A 14,986-nucleotide genomic window follows, 5' to 3' on the forward strand; every position below is an offset into this window, starting at 1 on the left:
GTGGTGAGCGGGGCGGCCAGGCCCAGGGGTCATGAACTCGTCAGATAGGCTGCCGCCTCTTGTTGTGGTGTGCTCCTGAAGAGGTGTGAATGAAGACAGGCAGACGAACCGTCGCGGTGGCCACGCTCGTGGGGGCGCTGGGGTTCTCGGTGCTGAACGCGCCGACGGCTCAGGCGGCGGACACCGGTATCACCGTGTCGAGCATCGTCATCAACAACGGCAAGCCGATCGTCGTCGGCACGTCGAAGGAGGTGGAGCCGCCCATCAGTTTCAACATCGCGCTGCCTTCCGGGTACAGCACCGCCGACCCCTTCCGCTACGACGCGTTCCCCTTTCTCTACCGCGGCAGCATGACGACGGCGGCTGACACCGGGGAGAACTTCATCGGGCCGGGCGGCTACACCTGCTACGAGTTGGACTCCAAGCACGCTCGCTGCGAGGGCAGCCTCTATATCGACCCGCACCCGAGCCAGGAGCACGTCGACTCCAACAGTGACGCCACGACCTGGAAGGTCGGCGTCTCGCTGAAGCTGTGGAAGGCCGACGGCGGCCTCAAGACCGGGGAACGGGAGACGCGGTCCACGACCGTTCAGCTCAAGCGCGTGGCCAAGGCCACCACCAACGCCTCGCCGGAGCCGGTCACCAAGGGCAAGACGATCACCGTCACGGGCAAGGTGACCCGGGCGAACTGGAGCACGAAGAAGTACGACGCCTACAGCGGCCGTACGGTCAGCCTCCAGTTCCGCGCCGAGGGCGCCGACACCTTCACGACGGTCAAGAAGGCCACCACCAGCAGCACCGGGGGTCTGAAAGCCACGGTCACCGCCTCGGTCGACGGCTCCTACCGCTGGGTGTACTACGGCAACTCGACGACCGGCGTCGCCACCAGCGCGGCCGACTCCGTCGACGTGCGCTGACGCTCTCGGCTCAGGGTCCGGATCTCGCCGCCCTCGGCCCTCGTCAGCGTGACCCCCGTCAGATCGCGTAGCCCGCGTTCCGCCATGGTGGTCGGCTCGGCGGCGGTCGGTGGGGTGCCCCTGAGGCAGATCGGCGGCAGGCCGAACAAGAGCCAAGGGCCCGTGACCTTCTGTTTAGGCAGGTCACGGGCCCTTGGTCGTACCCTCTGGCGATAGCTGGCCGTCTCACACTGTCTCGTGCTCGGACGCCGTATCTCGGGATGCACCCCGGTGAGCTCCAGATCGCGTCGTCACGGATCTTCTCGATGGGCGCCCGGGCGTCAATCCAGACTCGGGGACGCGGGAACCCGAACGGCTGCCTCGAGGCAGTGAACGACCCGTCGATGCGTGTCCCCGACCTGGTCCGTGGCATCCACCTGGATCAGGAGGTCCTCGATCTCGGCCATGGCCCGACGGGTGAAGAGGGCGAGTATCCCGTGCTTCTGACTGGAGTTGGAGAGCGGAAAGGACGGCCCGAGCACCCGCAGCGAGTAGTCCTCCCCGTGCACCAGCCCCGCCTCGCCCAGTACGGAGACTGCCTCGTCCCGGGACATCCAGCGGGAGGCGGCCACCCGGGCGCCCCGCTGCCGGTCGCCCCGCAGGACGACCCGGTACTTCGGATCGTGGATCTGTGCCGCCGCCCCCGCCCCGTTGACCAGCCGGACCGTCCAGGCGAGGGGTTCGGAGAGCTCGGACACCTCGACGACGTATCCCACCCAGCCGATCATCGGCCGTACGGCTGAGGCGTATTGGGCCCGCGCGAAGATGAGCCCGGCGGTGACGGTGGTGGCGGTGGTGGCGGACTGGACATCGAGCAGTTCGAGTTTCCATGGCCAGGAGTCCCCAGCCGAAGCCGGCAGGTTGACCCGCACGACGCTCCACACGAGCACCGACGCGGTCAGGCCGAGAAGGATGACCGGAACCTTGAAGAGTGCCGTGTTCCGAAGGACCCGCCGCTGCGGCTCATTGCCCATGCCTCTCCTGCCCCCGGGGAGATCACTGACGCGAGCGTCGATGCTAGGGGGCGGCGGGTGGGTCGGGAAGAGGGCCCGGACATGGGTGGGGAGGGGCAGGCGTGAGCACTTGCCGCCCGCGTCCGTCCTTCGGCCTGCCGGGCTGAGCCGGCGCACACGCATGCAGGCGCCGGCTGTGGGTGGTGTGAGGGTGCCCGCGACGGGAGTGACGATCACCGGGCTCAGCGCACTCGATCGTGATCGGCGTCGCCGGCGACCGGGCCGCGAAGAAACGCAAGAAAGCTTTCTGGGACAGGTACGGCTCCTTCGAAGGATTCCGCGGCCAGGTCGACACGGAACGCATTCAGAGGGTCCTCAGGGCGAGTGGTGACATCGCGGCCATCAAGGTGGTCCGCAAGGAATACCCCTACGGCTCACTCGCGATGGCGAAGCGATACGTGGATGAACTGCCCGTCCGAGGGCGGTGGAAAGCGACCGGGCGGGCGTCGGCCTCGATCACGGCCTTGGTGATCGGCATGGCGAACCGGCGCACTGCCGACCTGGTTCGTGGGCAGTCCACACCGGCTTCGATGCCGTGATCGCGCCGGACACGGCAGGAACCGCTCACTCCCGACCGGTGCTGCGGGGCCACCCTGGGCCGGTATCTCTTGCCCTCTGGTCCGATATCTCTTCGTGTGGCTGCACCGGATTTCGGGACGGCCACGTTCTGCTTATGCACAACGCATTCCTCATGCGGACGAATTCTTGCCGGACGACGGTTGAGTCGATTACTGGCCGAGTCGATTATTTTTCATCGCTGGATCGTCTGTGGAAACCCGTGCGGAAATGCCCCGGAGGCGGAAACGTTCCGCCGAAGGCAGTTCATCGGGTGGGAACAGTCGCAGGGCTGCCACCGGCACCCACGCCGACCTCATGACCGCCAACGCCCACCACCGGGACCTGCCGGAGAGCCGGCGGTGGTCCCCTCTGGACCACGGGCGCGGCGACGGAAGTCGGGGCCCGCGGGGCACACTTATCCCATGTCATCGCGTCGCAGGAACTGCCCCGAGTGCCGTCGGGAGATCGCCGTCGTCGCGGGGCGGTTCGCCCGGCACGATCCGCCCGGCGCGCGGGGGAGCGGAGAACTGATCTCGTGCCCCGGTTCGCGCCGCCAGGCCCTCATCGGGGCGGCGCAGCCCGCGCTGGACGGGTACACCGTCCCGGAGTTCCCTGGCCAGCTCCCGCTGTTCTGAAACCTGCCCCGGGACGGCGCGCGCTCAGGACAGGTCCTAGTTGCCCGCCACCGACTTCACCGCGACCGAGATCGGTGTCGAGCCGCTGACCGCTTCCAGGGTCAGACCGGTCGTCGCCGGAGTGTCGACCAGTTCCGCGAGGATCGCGGCGACGTCGTCGCGGGGGATCATGCCGCGGCCGGTGGAGGCCTCCAGGCGTACGAGGCCGGTCCCGGCGTCGTCGATCAGGCTGCCGGGACGCAGAATCGTCCAGTCCAGGCCCGTACGACCGCGTACGTACTCGTCGGCCTGGCCCTTGGCACGCAGATACGCGTCGAAGATGTCGTCGCCCGGGTGGGCCGGGTCCGCGCCCATCGAGGAGACGATCACGTGCCGGCGTACGCCCGCGCGCTCCGCGGCGTCCGCGAAGAGGATCGCGGCGCCCTTGTCCACCGTCTCCTTGCGGTCCACTCCGCTGCCCGGGCCCGCGCCCGCCGCGAAGACGGCCGCGTCCGCGCCCTGCAGATGCGCGGCTACCTCCTCCACCGACGCCGACTCCAGATCGCACAGGACCGGCTCGGCGCCGGCCGCCCGCAGATCGTCGCCCTGTTCGGCACGGCGGATGATCCCCGCGACCTCGTCCCCGCGCGCGGAGAGCAGCTGCTCCAGCCGCAGCGCGATCTGACCATGACCACCAGCGATGACAATGCGCATGTTTCCGACCGTACGCCCGGACGAGCGCGTTCGCCGCACAACCCTGTGGGCGACTCGTGAGTCACATGGGTGATCACTGTGGAAGTGTGCGCGCGATCACCGCGAGAGCGAGTGAACACGCGAACGAAAGAACGTCGTGCGGGCCCGTACGGCGTCGTAAGAGGAGACCATCATCACCGTCATACGCAAGACCGTCATCGCGACCGGCTGCACCGCTGTCCTCCTCGCCACGGCGGCCGCCTGCGGCACGGTCGAGAACCTCACAGCCGGGCAGAAGGTGGACCACGCCGTCGACCGGCTCGGCGAACAGAAGTCACTCGCCTTCCGGTTGGACCTCGACGCCGACCCCGAGGCGATCAACAAGCTGATGAGCGAGTCCGGTCCCGACGAGGCCCTTCCGCCGGAGTTCGCGGAGTTCTTCGGCGGCCTGCGCGTCGATGTCTCCGTCAAGTCCAAGAAGCCGCTGGCGGATTCGGGTGAGAAGGACCTCACCGGGATCAGCCTGAAGCTCGCGGGGGCGGACGGGCTCCTGGCCGAATACCGGGTCGTCGGTGACTTCACGTACTACCGCGCGGACATGAAGGCCGTCGGCAAGGCGATGGGCTTCCCCATGCCGTCGGCCGACGATCTCCCCGCGAGCGAGAAGGAGATGAGGAAGGTCCTCGAAGGCGACTGGGTGAAGGTCAACACCAAGGAGCTGGAGAAGTCCCAGAAGGCCGCCGGAGGCGCCTCGAAGGGTGCCGGTGCCGATGACGTCGACGCCAAGACCCAGAAGAAGATCCTCAACGCGGTCAGCCGTGTCATCGCCCACGAGGTCACCTTCCGGACCAAGGGCGGTGCCGACGGCGTCGAGCACGTCGTCGCCACGGGCAACTTCCGCGACCTGCTCACCGGCGTCTTCGACAAGCTCCGGCCGCTGCAGGGGGACCTTCCGGAAGGTGCGGAACTCCCCACGGCGAAGGAGCTCAAGGATGCTCCGAACAAGAAGGTCGCCGTCGACTTCACGCTCAAGAACGGTGACCTCCGGCAGATCAAGGTCGACCTGGCCGTCCTCGCCGACGGCCCGAAGTCCGTCAAGCTGCCGCTCGTCCTGAAGTTCTCCGAGGCGGGTGACGTCAGCGCGCCGTCGGGGGCCACCGAGGTCCCCGTGGACAAGATTGCCGGGGGCAACCCGCTGAGCGGTGCCCTCCTGGGCGGCGGCGAGTTCTAGAACACGGACGCGAGCCCGCGAAAGGCTCACTGAAGAAGTCCTGGGGAGCAGCAGGCCCGGGAACAGGGAGTCCGCGACAGGGAGTCCGGGGCAGGCGCCCGGGCAGGCCGCGGGGTGCCGGGAGCTCATGGAATGACACGGCCGGACGCGGGTTTCCAGTGCTGGCCCGTCCTGCGAAGTCCCGCGCGCGTGGAGGGCGTCCGACGACCTCCACGCGCGCGGGGCCGTCCTCCTCAGGCGTGCGAGGCCGTCCTCCTCCAAGGTGCCGGGGCCGCGCACCCTCATACGGGTGACCGCCGCGCTCCGGCGACCAGGGCCGGGGTCCCCTTCCCGGGGTCCGCGGCCGACGCCCGACCGATCGCCCCGACCCGTCCACCTCCGCCTGCGCCCGCCCTGCTTTCGCCTCTGCGTCCCGCACCGGCTACGAAGGCTCTCCGCGTCCCTGCCGAGGCAGTTCCATCCCCGGCTCGGCGGCCGAGTTGCAGTACTCCCGCACCGCGCTCGTCCGCGCCACCACGCGCCCCCGGTGCACCACGATCCGGCTGTACGAGAGGGACAGCGCCCCCGCGAGCCGGTCCCCGCGTACGGCGAGCAACTCGGCCGGGAATCCCGCCTCCACGCGTACCTCGGGCAGCCCGAGAGCGGCCCGGGCGGCACAACTCACCGAGTCGTAGGCGTCCTCGGGGCGCAGCCCGTACCGCGAGGCCAGCAAGTAGGCGGCCTCCAGCGGGTCCCCGCGTCCCACCGGGTTGGACAGGTCGCGCAGGGCGCCGCTGCCCGCCGCGACCCGTACTCCGGCCGCCCGCAACAGCCGTACGGGAGCGGTGCCGCGACGGTCCGCCGATCCGCAGCCGCCCTGCGGCAGGCAGACCACCGTCACTCCGGCCGCGGCGAGTTGGTCCGCGGCGCGGGAGGCCACCTCGGCGGGCAGCCGGCCGAGCCCGCCGCACGGGCCGAGCGTCACCCCGGGCCGCAAGCCGCCCGCCATCGCGACGAGCCGGGCGAGCCGGGCGGGATCGGCGGCGTCCGTGTGCAGATCGACCGGGCAGCCGTGTTCGGAGGCGAGCTCCAGGACCGCCTGCACGTACCCCGTCGGATCGGGGTCCGCGTCCGGGCAGCCGCCCACCACGGAAGCGCCCATCTTCAGCGCGTCCCGCAGCATCGCGAGCCCGTCGGCGCCGGCCACGCCCGTCAGCAGCCGCGGCATCGCCACCGTCGTCAGCTCCGCGAGCCCCCGCAGCGACCGCCGCACCTGAAGCACCGCCGCCAGCGCGTCCAGCCCCTGTACGTCGCCGACGCGCACATGGGACCGCAACGCCGTGGCGCCGTGGCCGAGTTGCAGGAGCGCGGCCTCGGTGGCCAGGCGCTGGACCTCCTGGTCGTCGTACGCCGGCGGGCCGTCGCCGTCGGCCGCCAGGGCCGTGTCGCTGTGCGCGTGGGCCTCGGCGGGGGCGGGCAGCAGGAGATAGCCGTCGAGGTCCACCTTCGCGGCGAGAGCCCCCGAGGCACCCGCCGCGAGGCTCCCGGCGGTACCGACCGCCTCGATACGCCCACCGCCCAGCCGTACGTCCACGGCCCGGCCGTCGGTGAGCCGCGCCCCGCACAGCAGGAGAGCGGCCGTGTCGGTCTGTCCCGCCGAGGAGTGGGGCGGCTGCTGCTGACTGTCGGGCATCGCACTCCTGGGGCTCGGGACGGCTGCGGGAGGGACGACTACGGAGCGTGGGGAGACAAGATCACGCAGCGTGAGTCGAGCCTAGGGCGGCGACCCGTCAACGTCGGGGAGGAGCGCAATAGTCGTACCGGTGTGGCCCGTCGACGGGTCGGGGACCGGCCGTCTCGGGGCCGGATCGGGCCCCGAGCCACCTCGCGCACCGGCCCGCCCCGCTGCCCTCTGTCCGCTGCCCCGGCCCTCCGGCTGTCCGCACCGGCCTCGGCCGCCCGCTCGGCCCGGTGTCCGCGGGTGGCCGGAGGGCCGTCACCCCCTGTGATCCAAGGGGTCCGAGGGGCCGGTGAGGGGTTCTGGGAACGCCTGGGGAAACGCGTGGGAACAGGCCGGGGTGGGTGCCGCGAAACGGATTTGGGCGATCGACGGAGGACCGTGTAATGTCTTCATCGCTCGCCCCAATAGCTCAGTCGGTAGAGCGTCTCCATGGTAAGGAGAAGGTCTACGGTTCGATTCCGTATTGGGGCTCTGGTGCGAGAGGTTCCCGTCGCAAGGCGGGACCCGATCGCATCTCAGCGGTGTAGCTCAGTCGGTAGAGCAAGCGGCTCATAATCGCTGTGTCACCGGTTCAAGTCCGGTCACCGCTACTGACAGTAGCCGATTGTGGGGTCGGTCCTTCGATCGGCTACTCTTCTATGCATTAATGTCCCATCCGTTCGTCAAGGAGCACTCCTGTGGCTGCCACCGACGTCCGCCCGAAGATCACGCTGGCCTGCGTGGAGTGCAAGGAGCGGAACTACATCACCAAGAAGAACCGGCGTAACGACCCGGACCGACTGGAGATGAAGAAGCACTGCCCGCGTTGCAACGCGCACACCGCGCACCGCGAAACGCGATAATTCAGGCTCGTACACGAGGCCGTCCCCTTCACGGGGGGCGGCCTCGCGTCGTTGCGGAACCGATGTCCGGCGCGGGCCAGGCGTCATGCGTGGACCCCGTGATTTAGAGCGAAGATAGGCCGTCCGGCTAAGACGGTCGCTCCAGCTGTGACAACCAGTGCGGCGACGACAACCAGGAGGTGCCGAGCCCATGGCGCTCGACCAGTCCTTCGTAGGGCGGTCCTACCCGCCCACCGACCCCTATGAGGTCGGCCGGGAGAAGATCCGCGAGTTCGCGGAGGCCGTGGGGGACAGCAACCCTGCGTACACGGACCCCGAGGCCGCACGCGCGCTCGGGCACCCCGATGTGATCGCCCCGCCGACTTTTGTGTTCGCCATCACGTTCAAGGCCGCGGGCCAGGTCGTCCAGGACCCGCAGCTGGGCCTCGACTACAGCCGGGTGGTGCACGGCGACCAGAAGTTCGCGTACACCCGCCCGGTGCGCGCGGGTGACCGGCTCACGGTCACCTCGACCATCGAGTCGATCAAGTCCCTCGCGGGCAACGACATCCTGGACATCCGTGGCGAGGTCCACGACGAGGCGGGGGAGCACGTAGTGACAGCTGTCACGAAGCTCGTGTCCCGTGCGGCGGAGGTGGGCTGACATGGCGGCGAAGATCTCTTACGCGGACGTCGAGGTCGGTACGGAGCTGCCGGCCGGGACGTTTTCCGTGACGCGTGCCACGCTCGTGCAGTACGCGGGGGCCTCCGGGGACTTCAACCCGATCCACTGGAACGAGAAGTTCGCGGTCGAGGTGGGCCTTCCCGACGTCATCGCGCACGGCATGTTCACCATGGCCGAGGCGATCCGCGTGGTCACCGACTGGGTCGGCGACCCGGGCTCGGTCCTCGACTACGGCGTCCGCTTCACCAAGCCCGTCGTCGTCCCGAACGACGACAAGGGCGCCACGATCGAGGTCAGCGGCAAGGTCGCGGCCAAGCTCGACGACAACACCGTCCGCGTCGACCTCACGGCGACCAGCGGCGGACAGAAGGTGCTGGGGATGTCGCGAGCGGTCGTACGACTGGCCTGACCTCGAAGCCCCGAAGCCTCGAAGCCCCGAAGCCTCGGAGCGCTCGGCACGCCGGAGTGCTGACGCGACGGAGTACGTAAGGGGCGCCCGTTATTGCGGGCGCCCCTTACGCGTTCCCCGCTGTGGCGGCTCCAGGGCCTCGCCTCAGGAGCTCCGCCCTCAAGAGCCAGACGCCCGAAAGTCCCGCTCCCCGCATCATCCCTTGACTTAGTTAGTGATTGAGCACTAACTTAGCCGCATGGTCAGGATGAGCGCAGAGGAGAGGCGCGAGAGCGTCATTCGCGCGGCGATGAGCGAGTTCTCGCGGGGCGGCTACCACGGCACGTCCACCGAGGCGATCGCCAAGCGCGTGGGTGTCTCGCAGCCGTATCTCTTCCGGCTCTTCCCGGGCAAGAAAGCGATCTTCCTGGCGGCCGCCGAGCACTGCATGGAGCTCGCCCGGCGCACGATGGAAGAGGCTTCCGAAGGGCTGGAGGGGGAGGACGCGCTGCATGCCATGGCGAGCGCCTACGTCAAGGTGATCGCGGAGCACCCGGAGCGGTTGCTCATGCAGATGCAGACGTACGTCGCGGTGGCGGCGGCCGAGGAGGCCGGCGATCACGAGCTCGGCGAGGCGGTCCGGGCCGGCTGGATGCGGCTCTGGGACACCGTTCATGTGCCGCTCGGGGCCGAGGTGAACGACACCACGACCTTCATGGCGTACGGAATGCTCGTCAACTGCCTGGTGGCGATGGGGTTCCCGCCCGAGCACCGGGTCTGGGAAGGGCTCTATCCGTCGGCGCGGGTCACGGGCCGGCTGGAGAAGTAGCGCGAAGGAGAAGGCGGAGTTCGACGCCTTTTCATGAGCGCGAAAGTTAGTCATCAATAACTAACCATCGATAACGATCACATCATCTCTGGGGGAGCGATGTCTCAGCGGACGGCACGGACAGAAGAGAACGGACCGGTGGCACCGACCCCGGCACGGGCCACGGGATCGCCCAAGGGATCGGCCCCGGCGTCGGCCGCGGATTCGGCACCGGCCGGGCGGCGTGGCGGAGCCGGGTGGGCCCTCCTCATCACCGGCGTCGCCGGGTTCATGGCGGCTCTCGACAATCTCGTGGTCACCACCGCCCTGCCCTCCATCCGCAAGGACCTCGGGGGAGGGCTGGACGACCTGGAATGGACCGTGAGCGCCTACACGCTCACCTTCGCCGTCCTGCTGATGTTCGGCGCGGCGCTCGGCGACCGGTTCGGCCGCCGCAGGCTCTTCCTCGTCGGCCTGAGCATCTTCACCGGCGCTTCCGCCGCCGCGGCCATGGCGCCCGGCATCGACTCGCTGATCGCCGCCCGAGCGGTCCAGGGCGTCGGCGCGGCGATCATGATGCCCCTGACCCTGACCCTGCTGACGGCCGCCGTTCCGGCCGCCAAGCGCGGCATGGCGTACGGGATATGGGGAGCCGTCAACGGGCTCGCGGTCGCCTCGGGACCCCTCATCGGCGGCAGCCTCACCGAGCACGTCTCGTGGCACTGGATCTTCTGGCTGAACGTTCCGCTGGGTCTCGCCGTGCTCCCGCTCGCCCGGCTGCGTCTGTCCGAGTCGTTCGGCGCAGGCGCCCGGCTCGACTTCCCCGGCACCCTGCTGGCCAGCGGCGGCCTCTTCGGGATCGTCTACGGCCTGGTCCGCGGGCCCGCCGACGGCTGGACCAGCCCGGTCGTCCTGACCGGCCTGCTCGCGGGTGGCGCGCTGCTCACCGGCTTCGTCGTCCACGGCACCCGGGCCAAGAACCCGATGCTCCCGATGCGGCTCTTCCGCTCCCGCGCCTTCGCCGGGATCAACGCGGCCAGCCTGCTGATGTTCCTCGGGATGTTCGGCTCGATCTTCCTGCTCAGCCAGTACATGCAGGGCGTGCTCGGCTACTCGCCGACCGAGGCGGGTCTGCGGATGCTCCCCTGGACCGGCATGCCGATGCTCGTCGCGCCCATCGCCGGCTACCTGTCCGACCGCGTCGGCGGCCGCCCCGTCGTCGCCACGGGGCTCTTCCTGCAGGCCATCGGTCTCGCGTACTACGCCACCGTGGTCGCCGCCGACGCCTCGTACGCCTCTCAGCTGCCCGCCCTGATCATCAGCGGCATCGGGATGTCCCTCTACTTCGCCCCGGCCTCCAGCCTGGTCATGTCCAGCGTCCGGCCGCACGAGCAGGGCATCGCCTCCGGCGCCAACAACGCGCTGCGCGAGGTGGGCGGCGCGCTCGGTATCGCGGTGATGTCCTCGATCTTCTCGGCGCAGGGCGGCTACGCGACCGCGCACAGCTTCATCGACGGACTGCGGCCCGCGCTCGTGGTCGGTGCCTCGGTCGTCGCCCTCGCGGGCATCGCGGCCCTGTTCATCCCGACCGCTCGGCGCGCGGCTGGAACCGGGACGGCCGAGGTCCCGGCGCACGACCTCGCGGCCGGCTCGCCCGAGGCGGAGCGGCTCGGAGCCGACCCGCTCACGACTCCCTCCCTCGAAACCGCCTCCCGCTGACGTCCGGAACGAAGCCACCTGGTCGAACCCCCAGGGAAGTGACCTCGGTCAGACTGTCGGCATCGGAACGGCCCCGCCCACCGGCGGGGCCGTTCGCATGTCCGCGGAGCACCGGTGGCCGGGCGCCCCTGCCCCTTCTCGTAGTCTTGGGCGCGTGCAGGAACTCCACGATGCCCCGCTCGCCCCGCTGACCACCTTCCGTCTCGGCGGCCCGGCCGCCCGGCTGATCACCGCCACGACCGACGCCGAGGTGGTCGCCGCCGTGCGCGAGGCCGACGACACCGGTACGCCGCTGCTGCTCATCGGCGGTGGATCGAACCTGGTCATCGGCGACAAGGGCTTCGCCGGGACCGCCCTGCGCATCGCCACGAAGGGCTTCTCGCTCGACGGTACGAGGCTGGAGCTGGCCGCGGGCGAGGTGTGGACCGACGCGGTCGCCCGCACCGTCGAGGCCGGGCTCGCCGGGGTCGAGTGCCTCGCCGGTATCCCCGGCTCCGCGGGCGCGACGCCGATCCAGAACGTGGGCGCGTACGGCCAGGAAGTGTCGTCGACGATCACCGAGGTGATCGCCTATGACCGGAAGGCCCGGGAAACGGTCACGCTGACCAACGCCGAGTGCTCCTTCTCGTATCGTCACAGCCGCTTCAAGGCCGATCCCGACCGCCATGTGGTGCTGCGCGTGCGCTTCGAGCTGGAGGACGCGCGGGGGCTGTCGGCGCCGGTCAAGTACGCCGAGACGGCCCGCGCGCTGGGTGTGGAACCCGGCGACCGCGTGGCCCTCGGCGACGCCCGCGCGACCGTCCTGAAGCTGCGGGCCGGCAAGGGCATGGTGCTCGACCCCGAGGATCACGACACCTGGTCCGCCGGGTCGTTCTTCACCAACCCGATCCTCACGGAAGAGGCGTTCGCCGCGTTCCACGCGCGCGTGAAGGAGCGGCTCGGTGCCGACGCCGTACCGCCCGCGTACGCGGCCGGCGAGGGGCACACCAAGACCTCGGCGGCCTGGCTGATCGACAAGTCGGGCTTCACCAAGGGCTACGGAACCGGGCCCGCCCGCATCTCCACCAAGCACACGCTGGCCCTGACGAACCGGGGCGGGGCCACCACCGAGGATCTCCTCGCGCTGGCCCGGGAAGTCGTCGCGGGTGTCCACGACGCCTTCGGGATCACCCTGGTCAACGAGCCGGTGACGGTGAACGCCGGCCTCTAGGGGCTCCGAGGGGCTTTGACGGGCTCCGAGAAGGGCCCCAGCCCGGTGGGTGCCGGCAGGGCTCAGTAGGCGACGCCCACGCCCTGCTTCACCGTCCCCGGGTCGTCGATCATCGCCAGCATCGCGTGGGCCACGTCGGCGCGCGCGATGAAGCGGCCCCTCTGCGGGGTGCCTCCCACGACCGTGCGATAGGAGCCGGTCAGCGGCTTGTTCTGGAGCCGGGGCGGACGGACGACGGTCCAGTCCGTGGCACTGGCCGCCAGTGCGTCCTCCATCTTCCTCAGGTCGGCGTAGACGTCCTTGAGGATGCCGGAGATCAGCTTCCGCATGGCGCGGTCGGCGAACGCGTCGTCCTCGGCGGCGGGGCCGACCGGACTCGCGCTGACCACCAGCAGCCGCCGGACCTGCTCCGCCTCCATGGCGTCCAGCACCGTACGGGTGAGCCGGGCCGCGACCCCGGCGTCCTTGCGGCTGCGCGCGCCGAGACCGGACAGGACGGCGTCCCGGGCCGCGACGGCGGGGCGCAGCGCCCGAGGGTCGGTGAGATCCGCGCGGAACACCTCCAGTCCCGCTCCCGTGACGGTCAGCCGCGCGGGGTCCCGTACGACGGCCGTGACCTGGTGGCCCGCGCCCAGGGCCTGGCGGACGATCTCCTGGCCGATGCCTCCGGTGGCACCGAGAACGGTGAGTTTCATGACGTGCTCCGCTGGGTGGGAATGGGGTGGGTGAGTATTCACTCACCTGTACTTCTTCTAGAGTGAGTAAGTACTCACCCACCCGTCAACCCCGAGAGGGTGTGCCATGGAATCCTTGGGCCCCATGCAGCAGAAATCCGCCACGGAGCCCACGCCGTCGAAACCGGCCAGGATCCGCATCCTCGACGCGGCGCACGAGCTCATGCTCACCCTCGGCCTCTCCCGCGCCACGACCAAGGAGATCGCCAGGGCGGCCGGCTGCTCCGAGGCCGCGCTCTACAAGTACTTCGCGAGCAAGGAAGAGCTGTTCATCCGGGTCCTTCAGGAGCGGCTGCCCAAGCTGGGGCCTCTCCTGGAGCGGCTGACGGCCGAGCCGGGGGAGCACTCCCTTGAGGAGAACCTCACCGAGATCGCCCGCCAGGCGGCCCTCTTCTATGAGCAGAGTTTCCCGATCGCCGCCTCCTTGTACGCGGAGACGCAGCTCAAGCGCCGCCACGACGACGCCATGCGGGCCATGGACGCGGGCCCCCACATGCCCATCCGGGGCGTCGCCGCGTATCTGCGGGCGGAGCAGCGGGCCGGGCGCGTCCAGCCGGACACCGACACCTACGCGGCCGCGTCCCTCCTGCTCGGCGCCTGCGCGCAGCGCGCGTTCGCCTACGACGCGACCCCGGAGGGCACGCCCCCGCCCCTGGACACCTTCGCCCCGGCGCTCGCCCGCACCCTGCTCGCCGGAATCGCGCCCGGGAAACCGGCGGAGTCCGCGGGGGCCTGAGGCCCGCAGGGGCAGGCCGCAGAAGGTCAGCGGGTGCCAGAAGGTCAGCGGGTTCCCAGGAGGTCAGCGGGTTCTAGGAGGTCAGCCAGTCGTCGACCCCGGACAGGAGCTTCGCCCGGACGTCCTCCGGCGCGGCCGACGCGCGGACGGACTGCCGCGCCAGCTCGGCGAGCTCCGGGTCCGTGAAGCCGTGGTGACGGCGGGCGATCTCGTACTGGGCGGCGAGCCGGGAACCGAAGAGCAGCGGGTCGTCGGCGCCGAGGGCCATCGGCACACCGGCTTCGAACAGAGTTCGCAGGGGGACGTCGGCGTGCTTCTCGTAGACGCCCAGGGCGACGTTCGAGGCGGGGCAGACCTCGCAGGTCACCCCGCGGTCCGCGAGGCGCTTCAGCAGCCGCGGGTCCTCGGCGGCCCGCACCCCGTGGCCGATCCGTGAGGCGTGCAGATCGTCCAGACAGTCGCGGACCGAGGCGGGTCCGGTCAGCTCGCCGCCGTGCGGCGCGGACAGCAGCCCGCCCTCCCGCGCGATGGCGAAGGCCCGGTCGAAGTCCCGCGCCATGCCCCGTCGCTCGTCGTTGGAGAGTCCGAAACCGACGATGCCCCGGTCGGCGTACCGCACGGCGAGCCTCGCCAGCGTGCGGGCGTCCAGCGGGTGCTTCATCCGGTTCGCGGCCACCAGGACGCGCATCCCGAGTCCGGTCTCCCGCATCGCCGTGTCCACCGCGTCCAGGATGATCTCCAGGGCCGGGATGAGTCCGCCCAGGCGCGGCGCGTACGACGTCGGGTCGACCTGGATCTCCAGCCACCCGGAGCCGTCCTTCAGATCCTCCTCGGCGGCCTCGCGCACCAGGCGCTGGATGTCCTCGGGATCCCTGAGACACGACCGCGCCGCGTCGTACAACCGCTGGAACCGGAACCAGCCCCGCTCGTCCGTCGCCCGCAGCTTCGGCGGTTCCCCGCTGGTCAGCGCGTCGGGCAGATGGATCCCGTGCTTGTCGGCCAGTTCCAGCAGGGTGGTGTGCCGCATCGAACCGGTGAAGTGCAGGTGCAGATGGGCCTTCGGCAGTTCACTCACATCACGTACGCGCTCCATCCAAAGA

Annotated in this window: 16 protein-coding genes and 2 tRNA genes; 13 read left to right on the forward strand and 5 right to left on the reverse strand. The window is 70.2% G+C overall.

Features of this window, described 5'->3' with window-relative positions; translation table 11 throughout:
- The first annotated feature begins 89 nt into the window (after positions 1 to 89).
- Positions 90 to 917, forward strand: a complete 828-nt coding sequence (locus ACWD68_RS10465) for a hypothetical protein (RefSeq protein ID WP_451806053.1) — start codon at positions 90 to 92, stop codon at positions 915 to 917.
- A gap of 320 nt (positions 918 to 1,237) precedes the next feature.
- Here ACWD68_RS10465 and ACWD68_RS10470 read toward each other — a convergent pair whose 3' ends face one another.
- On the reverse strand, positions 1,238 to 1,930 hold the full coding sequence (locus ACWD68_RS10470; RefSeq protein WP_451806054.1) for a hypothetical protein: 693 nt from the start codon (positions 1,928 to 1,930) through the stop codon (positions 1,238 to 1,240).
- A gap of 236 nt (positions 1,931 to 2,166) precedes the next feature.
- On the opposite strand from ACWD68_RS10470, the gene ACWD68_RS10475 reads away from it, so the two are divergent.
- Both ACWD68_RS10475 and ACWD68_RS10480 read left to right on the forward strand, forming a co-directional pair.
- Entirely contained in the window at positions 2,167 to 2,508 is a 342-nt protein-coding gene (locus tag ACWD68_RS10475; protein WP_451806055.1) for a hypothetical protein, read from the forward strand.
- A gap of 441 nt (positions 2,509 to 2,949) precedes the next feature.
- Positions 2,950 to 3,162 (forward strand): hypothetical protein, encoded by a 213-nt coding sequence (locus tag ACWD68_RS10480; protein WP_451806056.1) that lies wholly within the window; start codon positions 2,950 to 2,952, stop codon positions 3,160 to 3,162.
- 36 nt (positions 3,163 to 3,198) lie between these two features.
- Here ACWD68_RS10480 and ACWD68_RS10485 read toward each other — a convergent pair whose 3' ends face one another.
- A complete protein-coding gene (locus ACWD68_RS10485) occupies positions 3,199 to 3,855 on the reverse strand; it encodes an SDR family oxidoreductase (protein WP_451806057.1) in 657 nt (218 codons plus the stop codon).
- 277 nt (positions 3,856 to 4,132) lie between these two features.
- Here ACWD68_RS10485 and ACWD68_RS10490 point away from each other — a divergent pair, with 277 nt between their 5' ends.
- A complete protein-coding gene (locus ACWD68_RS10490; RefSeq protein WP_451806058.1) occupies positions 4,133 to 5,065 on the forward strand; it encodes a hypothetical protein in 933 nt (310 codons plus the stop codon).
- Positions 5,066 to 5,486: 421 nt separating this feature from the next.
- On the opposite strand, the gene ACWD68_RS10495 is transcribed toward ACWD68_RS10490, so the two are convergent.
- The gene (locus ACWD68_RS10495) at positions 5,487 to 6,737 is read right to left on the reverse strand and encodes an amidohydrolase family protein (protein WP_451806059.1); all 1,251 of its coding nucleotides are present in this window, start codon (positions 6,735 to 6,737) and stop codon (positions 5,487 to 5,489) included.
- Positions 6,738 to 7,183: 446 nt separating this feature from the next.
- Between ACWD68_RS10495 and ACWD68_RS10500 the strand changes: the two genes are divergently transcribed.
- The 8 genes from ACWD68_RS10500 to ACWD68_RS10535 all read left to right on the forward strand — a co-directional run bounded on the left by ACWD68_RS10500 (position 7,184) and on the right by ACWD68_RS10535 (position 12,416).
- A tRNA-Thr gene (locus ACWD68_RS10500) sits at positions 7,184 to 7,256 on the forward strand.
- A gap of 46 nt (positions 7,257 to 7,302) precedes the next feature.
- A tRNA-Met gene (locus ACWD68_RS10505) sits at positions 7,303 to 7,375 on the forward strand.
- Positions 7,376 to 7,462: 87 nt separating this feature from the next.
- Complete coding sequence (rpmG, locus tag ACWD68_RS10510) at positions 7,463 to 7,627, forward strand: 50S ribosomal protein L33 (RefSeq protein ID WP_004571794.1); 165 nt, start codon at positions 7,463 to 7,465, stop codon at positions 7,625 to 7,627.
- 190 nt (positions 7,628 to 7,817) lie between these two features.
- Positions 7,818 to 8,270 (forward strand): MaoC family dehydratase N-terminal domain-containing protein, encoded by a 453-nt coding sequence (locus ACWD68_RS10515; protein WP_326786093.1) that lies wholly within the window; start codon positions 7,818 to 7,820, stop codon positions 8,268 to 8,270.
- A 1-nt stretch (position 8,271) separates the two neighbouring features.
- Positions 8,272 to 8,700, forward strand: coding sequence for a MaoC family dehydratase (locus tag ACWD68_RS10520; RefSeq protein ID WP_451806060.1), 429 nt, complete (start codon positions 8,272 to 8,274; stop codon positions 8,698 to 8,700).
- A gap of 238 nt (positions 8,701 to 8,938) precedes the next feature.
- Positions 8,939 to 9,508 carry a TetR/AcrR family transcriptional regulator gene (locus tag ACWD68_RS10525; RefSeq protein WP_451806061.1) on the forward strand — a complete coding sequence of 190 codons (570 nt, stop codon included), beginning with the start codon at positions 8,939 to 8,941 and terminating at the stop codon, positions 9,506 to 9,508.
- 249 nt (positions 9,509 to 9,757) lie between these two features.
- On the forward strand, positions 9,758 to 11,206 hold the full coding sequence (locus ACWD68_RS10530) for a DHA2 family efflux MFS transporter permease subunit (RefSeq protein ID WP_451806148.1): 1,449 nt from the start codon (positions 9,758 to 9,760) through the stop codon (positions 11,204 to 11,206).
- Between the two features lie 154 nt (positions 11,207 to 11,360).
- Complete coding sequence (locus ACWD68_RS10535; protein WP_451806062.1) at positions 11,361 to 12,416, forward strand: UDP-N-acetylmuramate dehydrogenase; 1,056 nt, start codon at positions 11,361 to 11,363, stop codon at positions 12,414 to 12,416.
- Between the two features lie 62 nt (positions 12,417 to 12,478).
- Here ACWD68_RS10535 and ACWD68_RS10540 read toward each other — a convergent pair whose 3' ends face one another.
- Positions 12,479 to 13,111 (reverse strand): NAD(P)-dependent oxidoreductase, encoded by a 633-nt coding sequence (locus tag ACWD68_RS10540; protein WP_451806063.1) that lies wholly within the window; start codon positions 13,109 to 13,111, stop codon positions 12,479 to 12,481.
- A gap of 124 nt (positions 13,112 to 13,235) precedes the next feature.
- On the opposite strand from ACWD68_RS10540, the gene ACWD68_RS10545 reads away from it, so the two are divergent.
- A complete protein-coding gene (locus tag ACWD68_RS10545) occupies positions 13,236 to 13,886 on the forward strand; it encodes a TetR/AcrR family transcriptional regulator (protein ID WP_451806064.1) in 651 nt (216 codons plus the stop codon).
- Positions 13,887 to 13,959: 73 nt separating this feature from the next.
- Here ACWD68_RS10545 and ACWD68_RS10550 read toward each other — a convergent pair whose 3' ends face one another.
- Positions 13,960 to 14,979 carry an adenosine deaminase gene (locus ACWD68_RS10550; RefSeq protein WP_451806065.1) on the reverse strand — a complete coding sequence of 340 codons (1,020 nt, stop codon included), beginning with the start codon at positions 14,977 to 14,979 and terminating at the stop codon, positions 13,960 to 13,962.
- Positions 14,980 to 14,986: the final 7 nt, after the last annotated feature.

This window comes from Streptomyces sp. NPDC005141 (assembly GCF_053599975.1).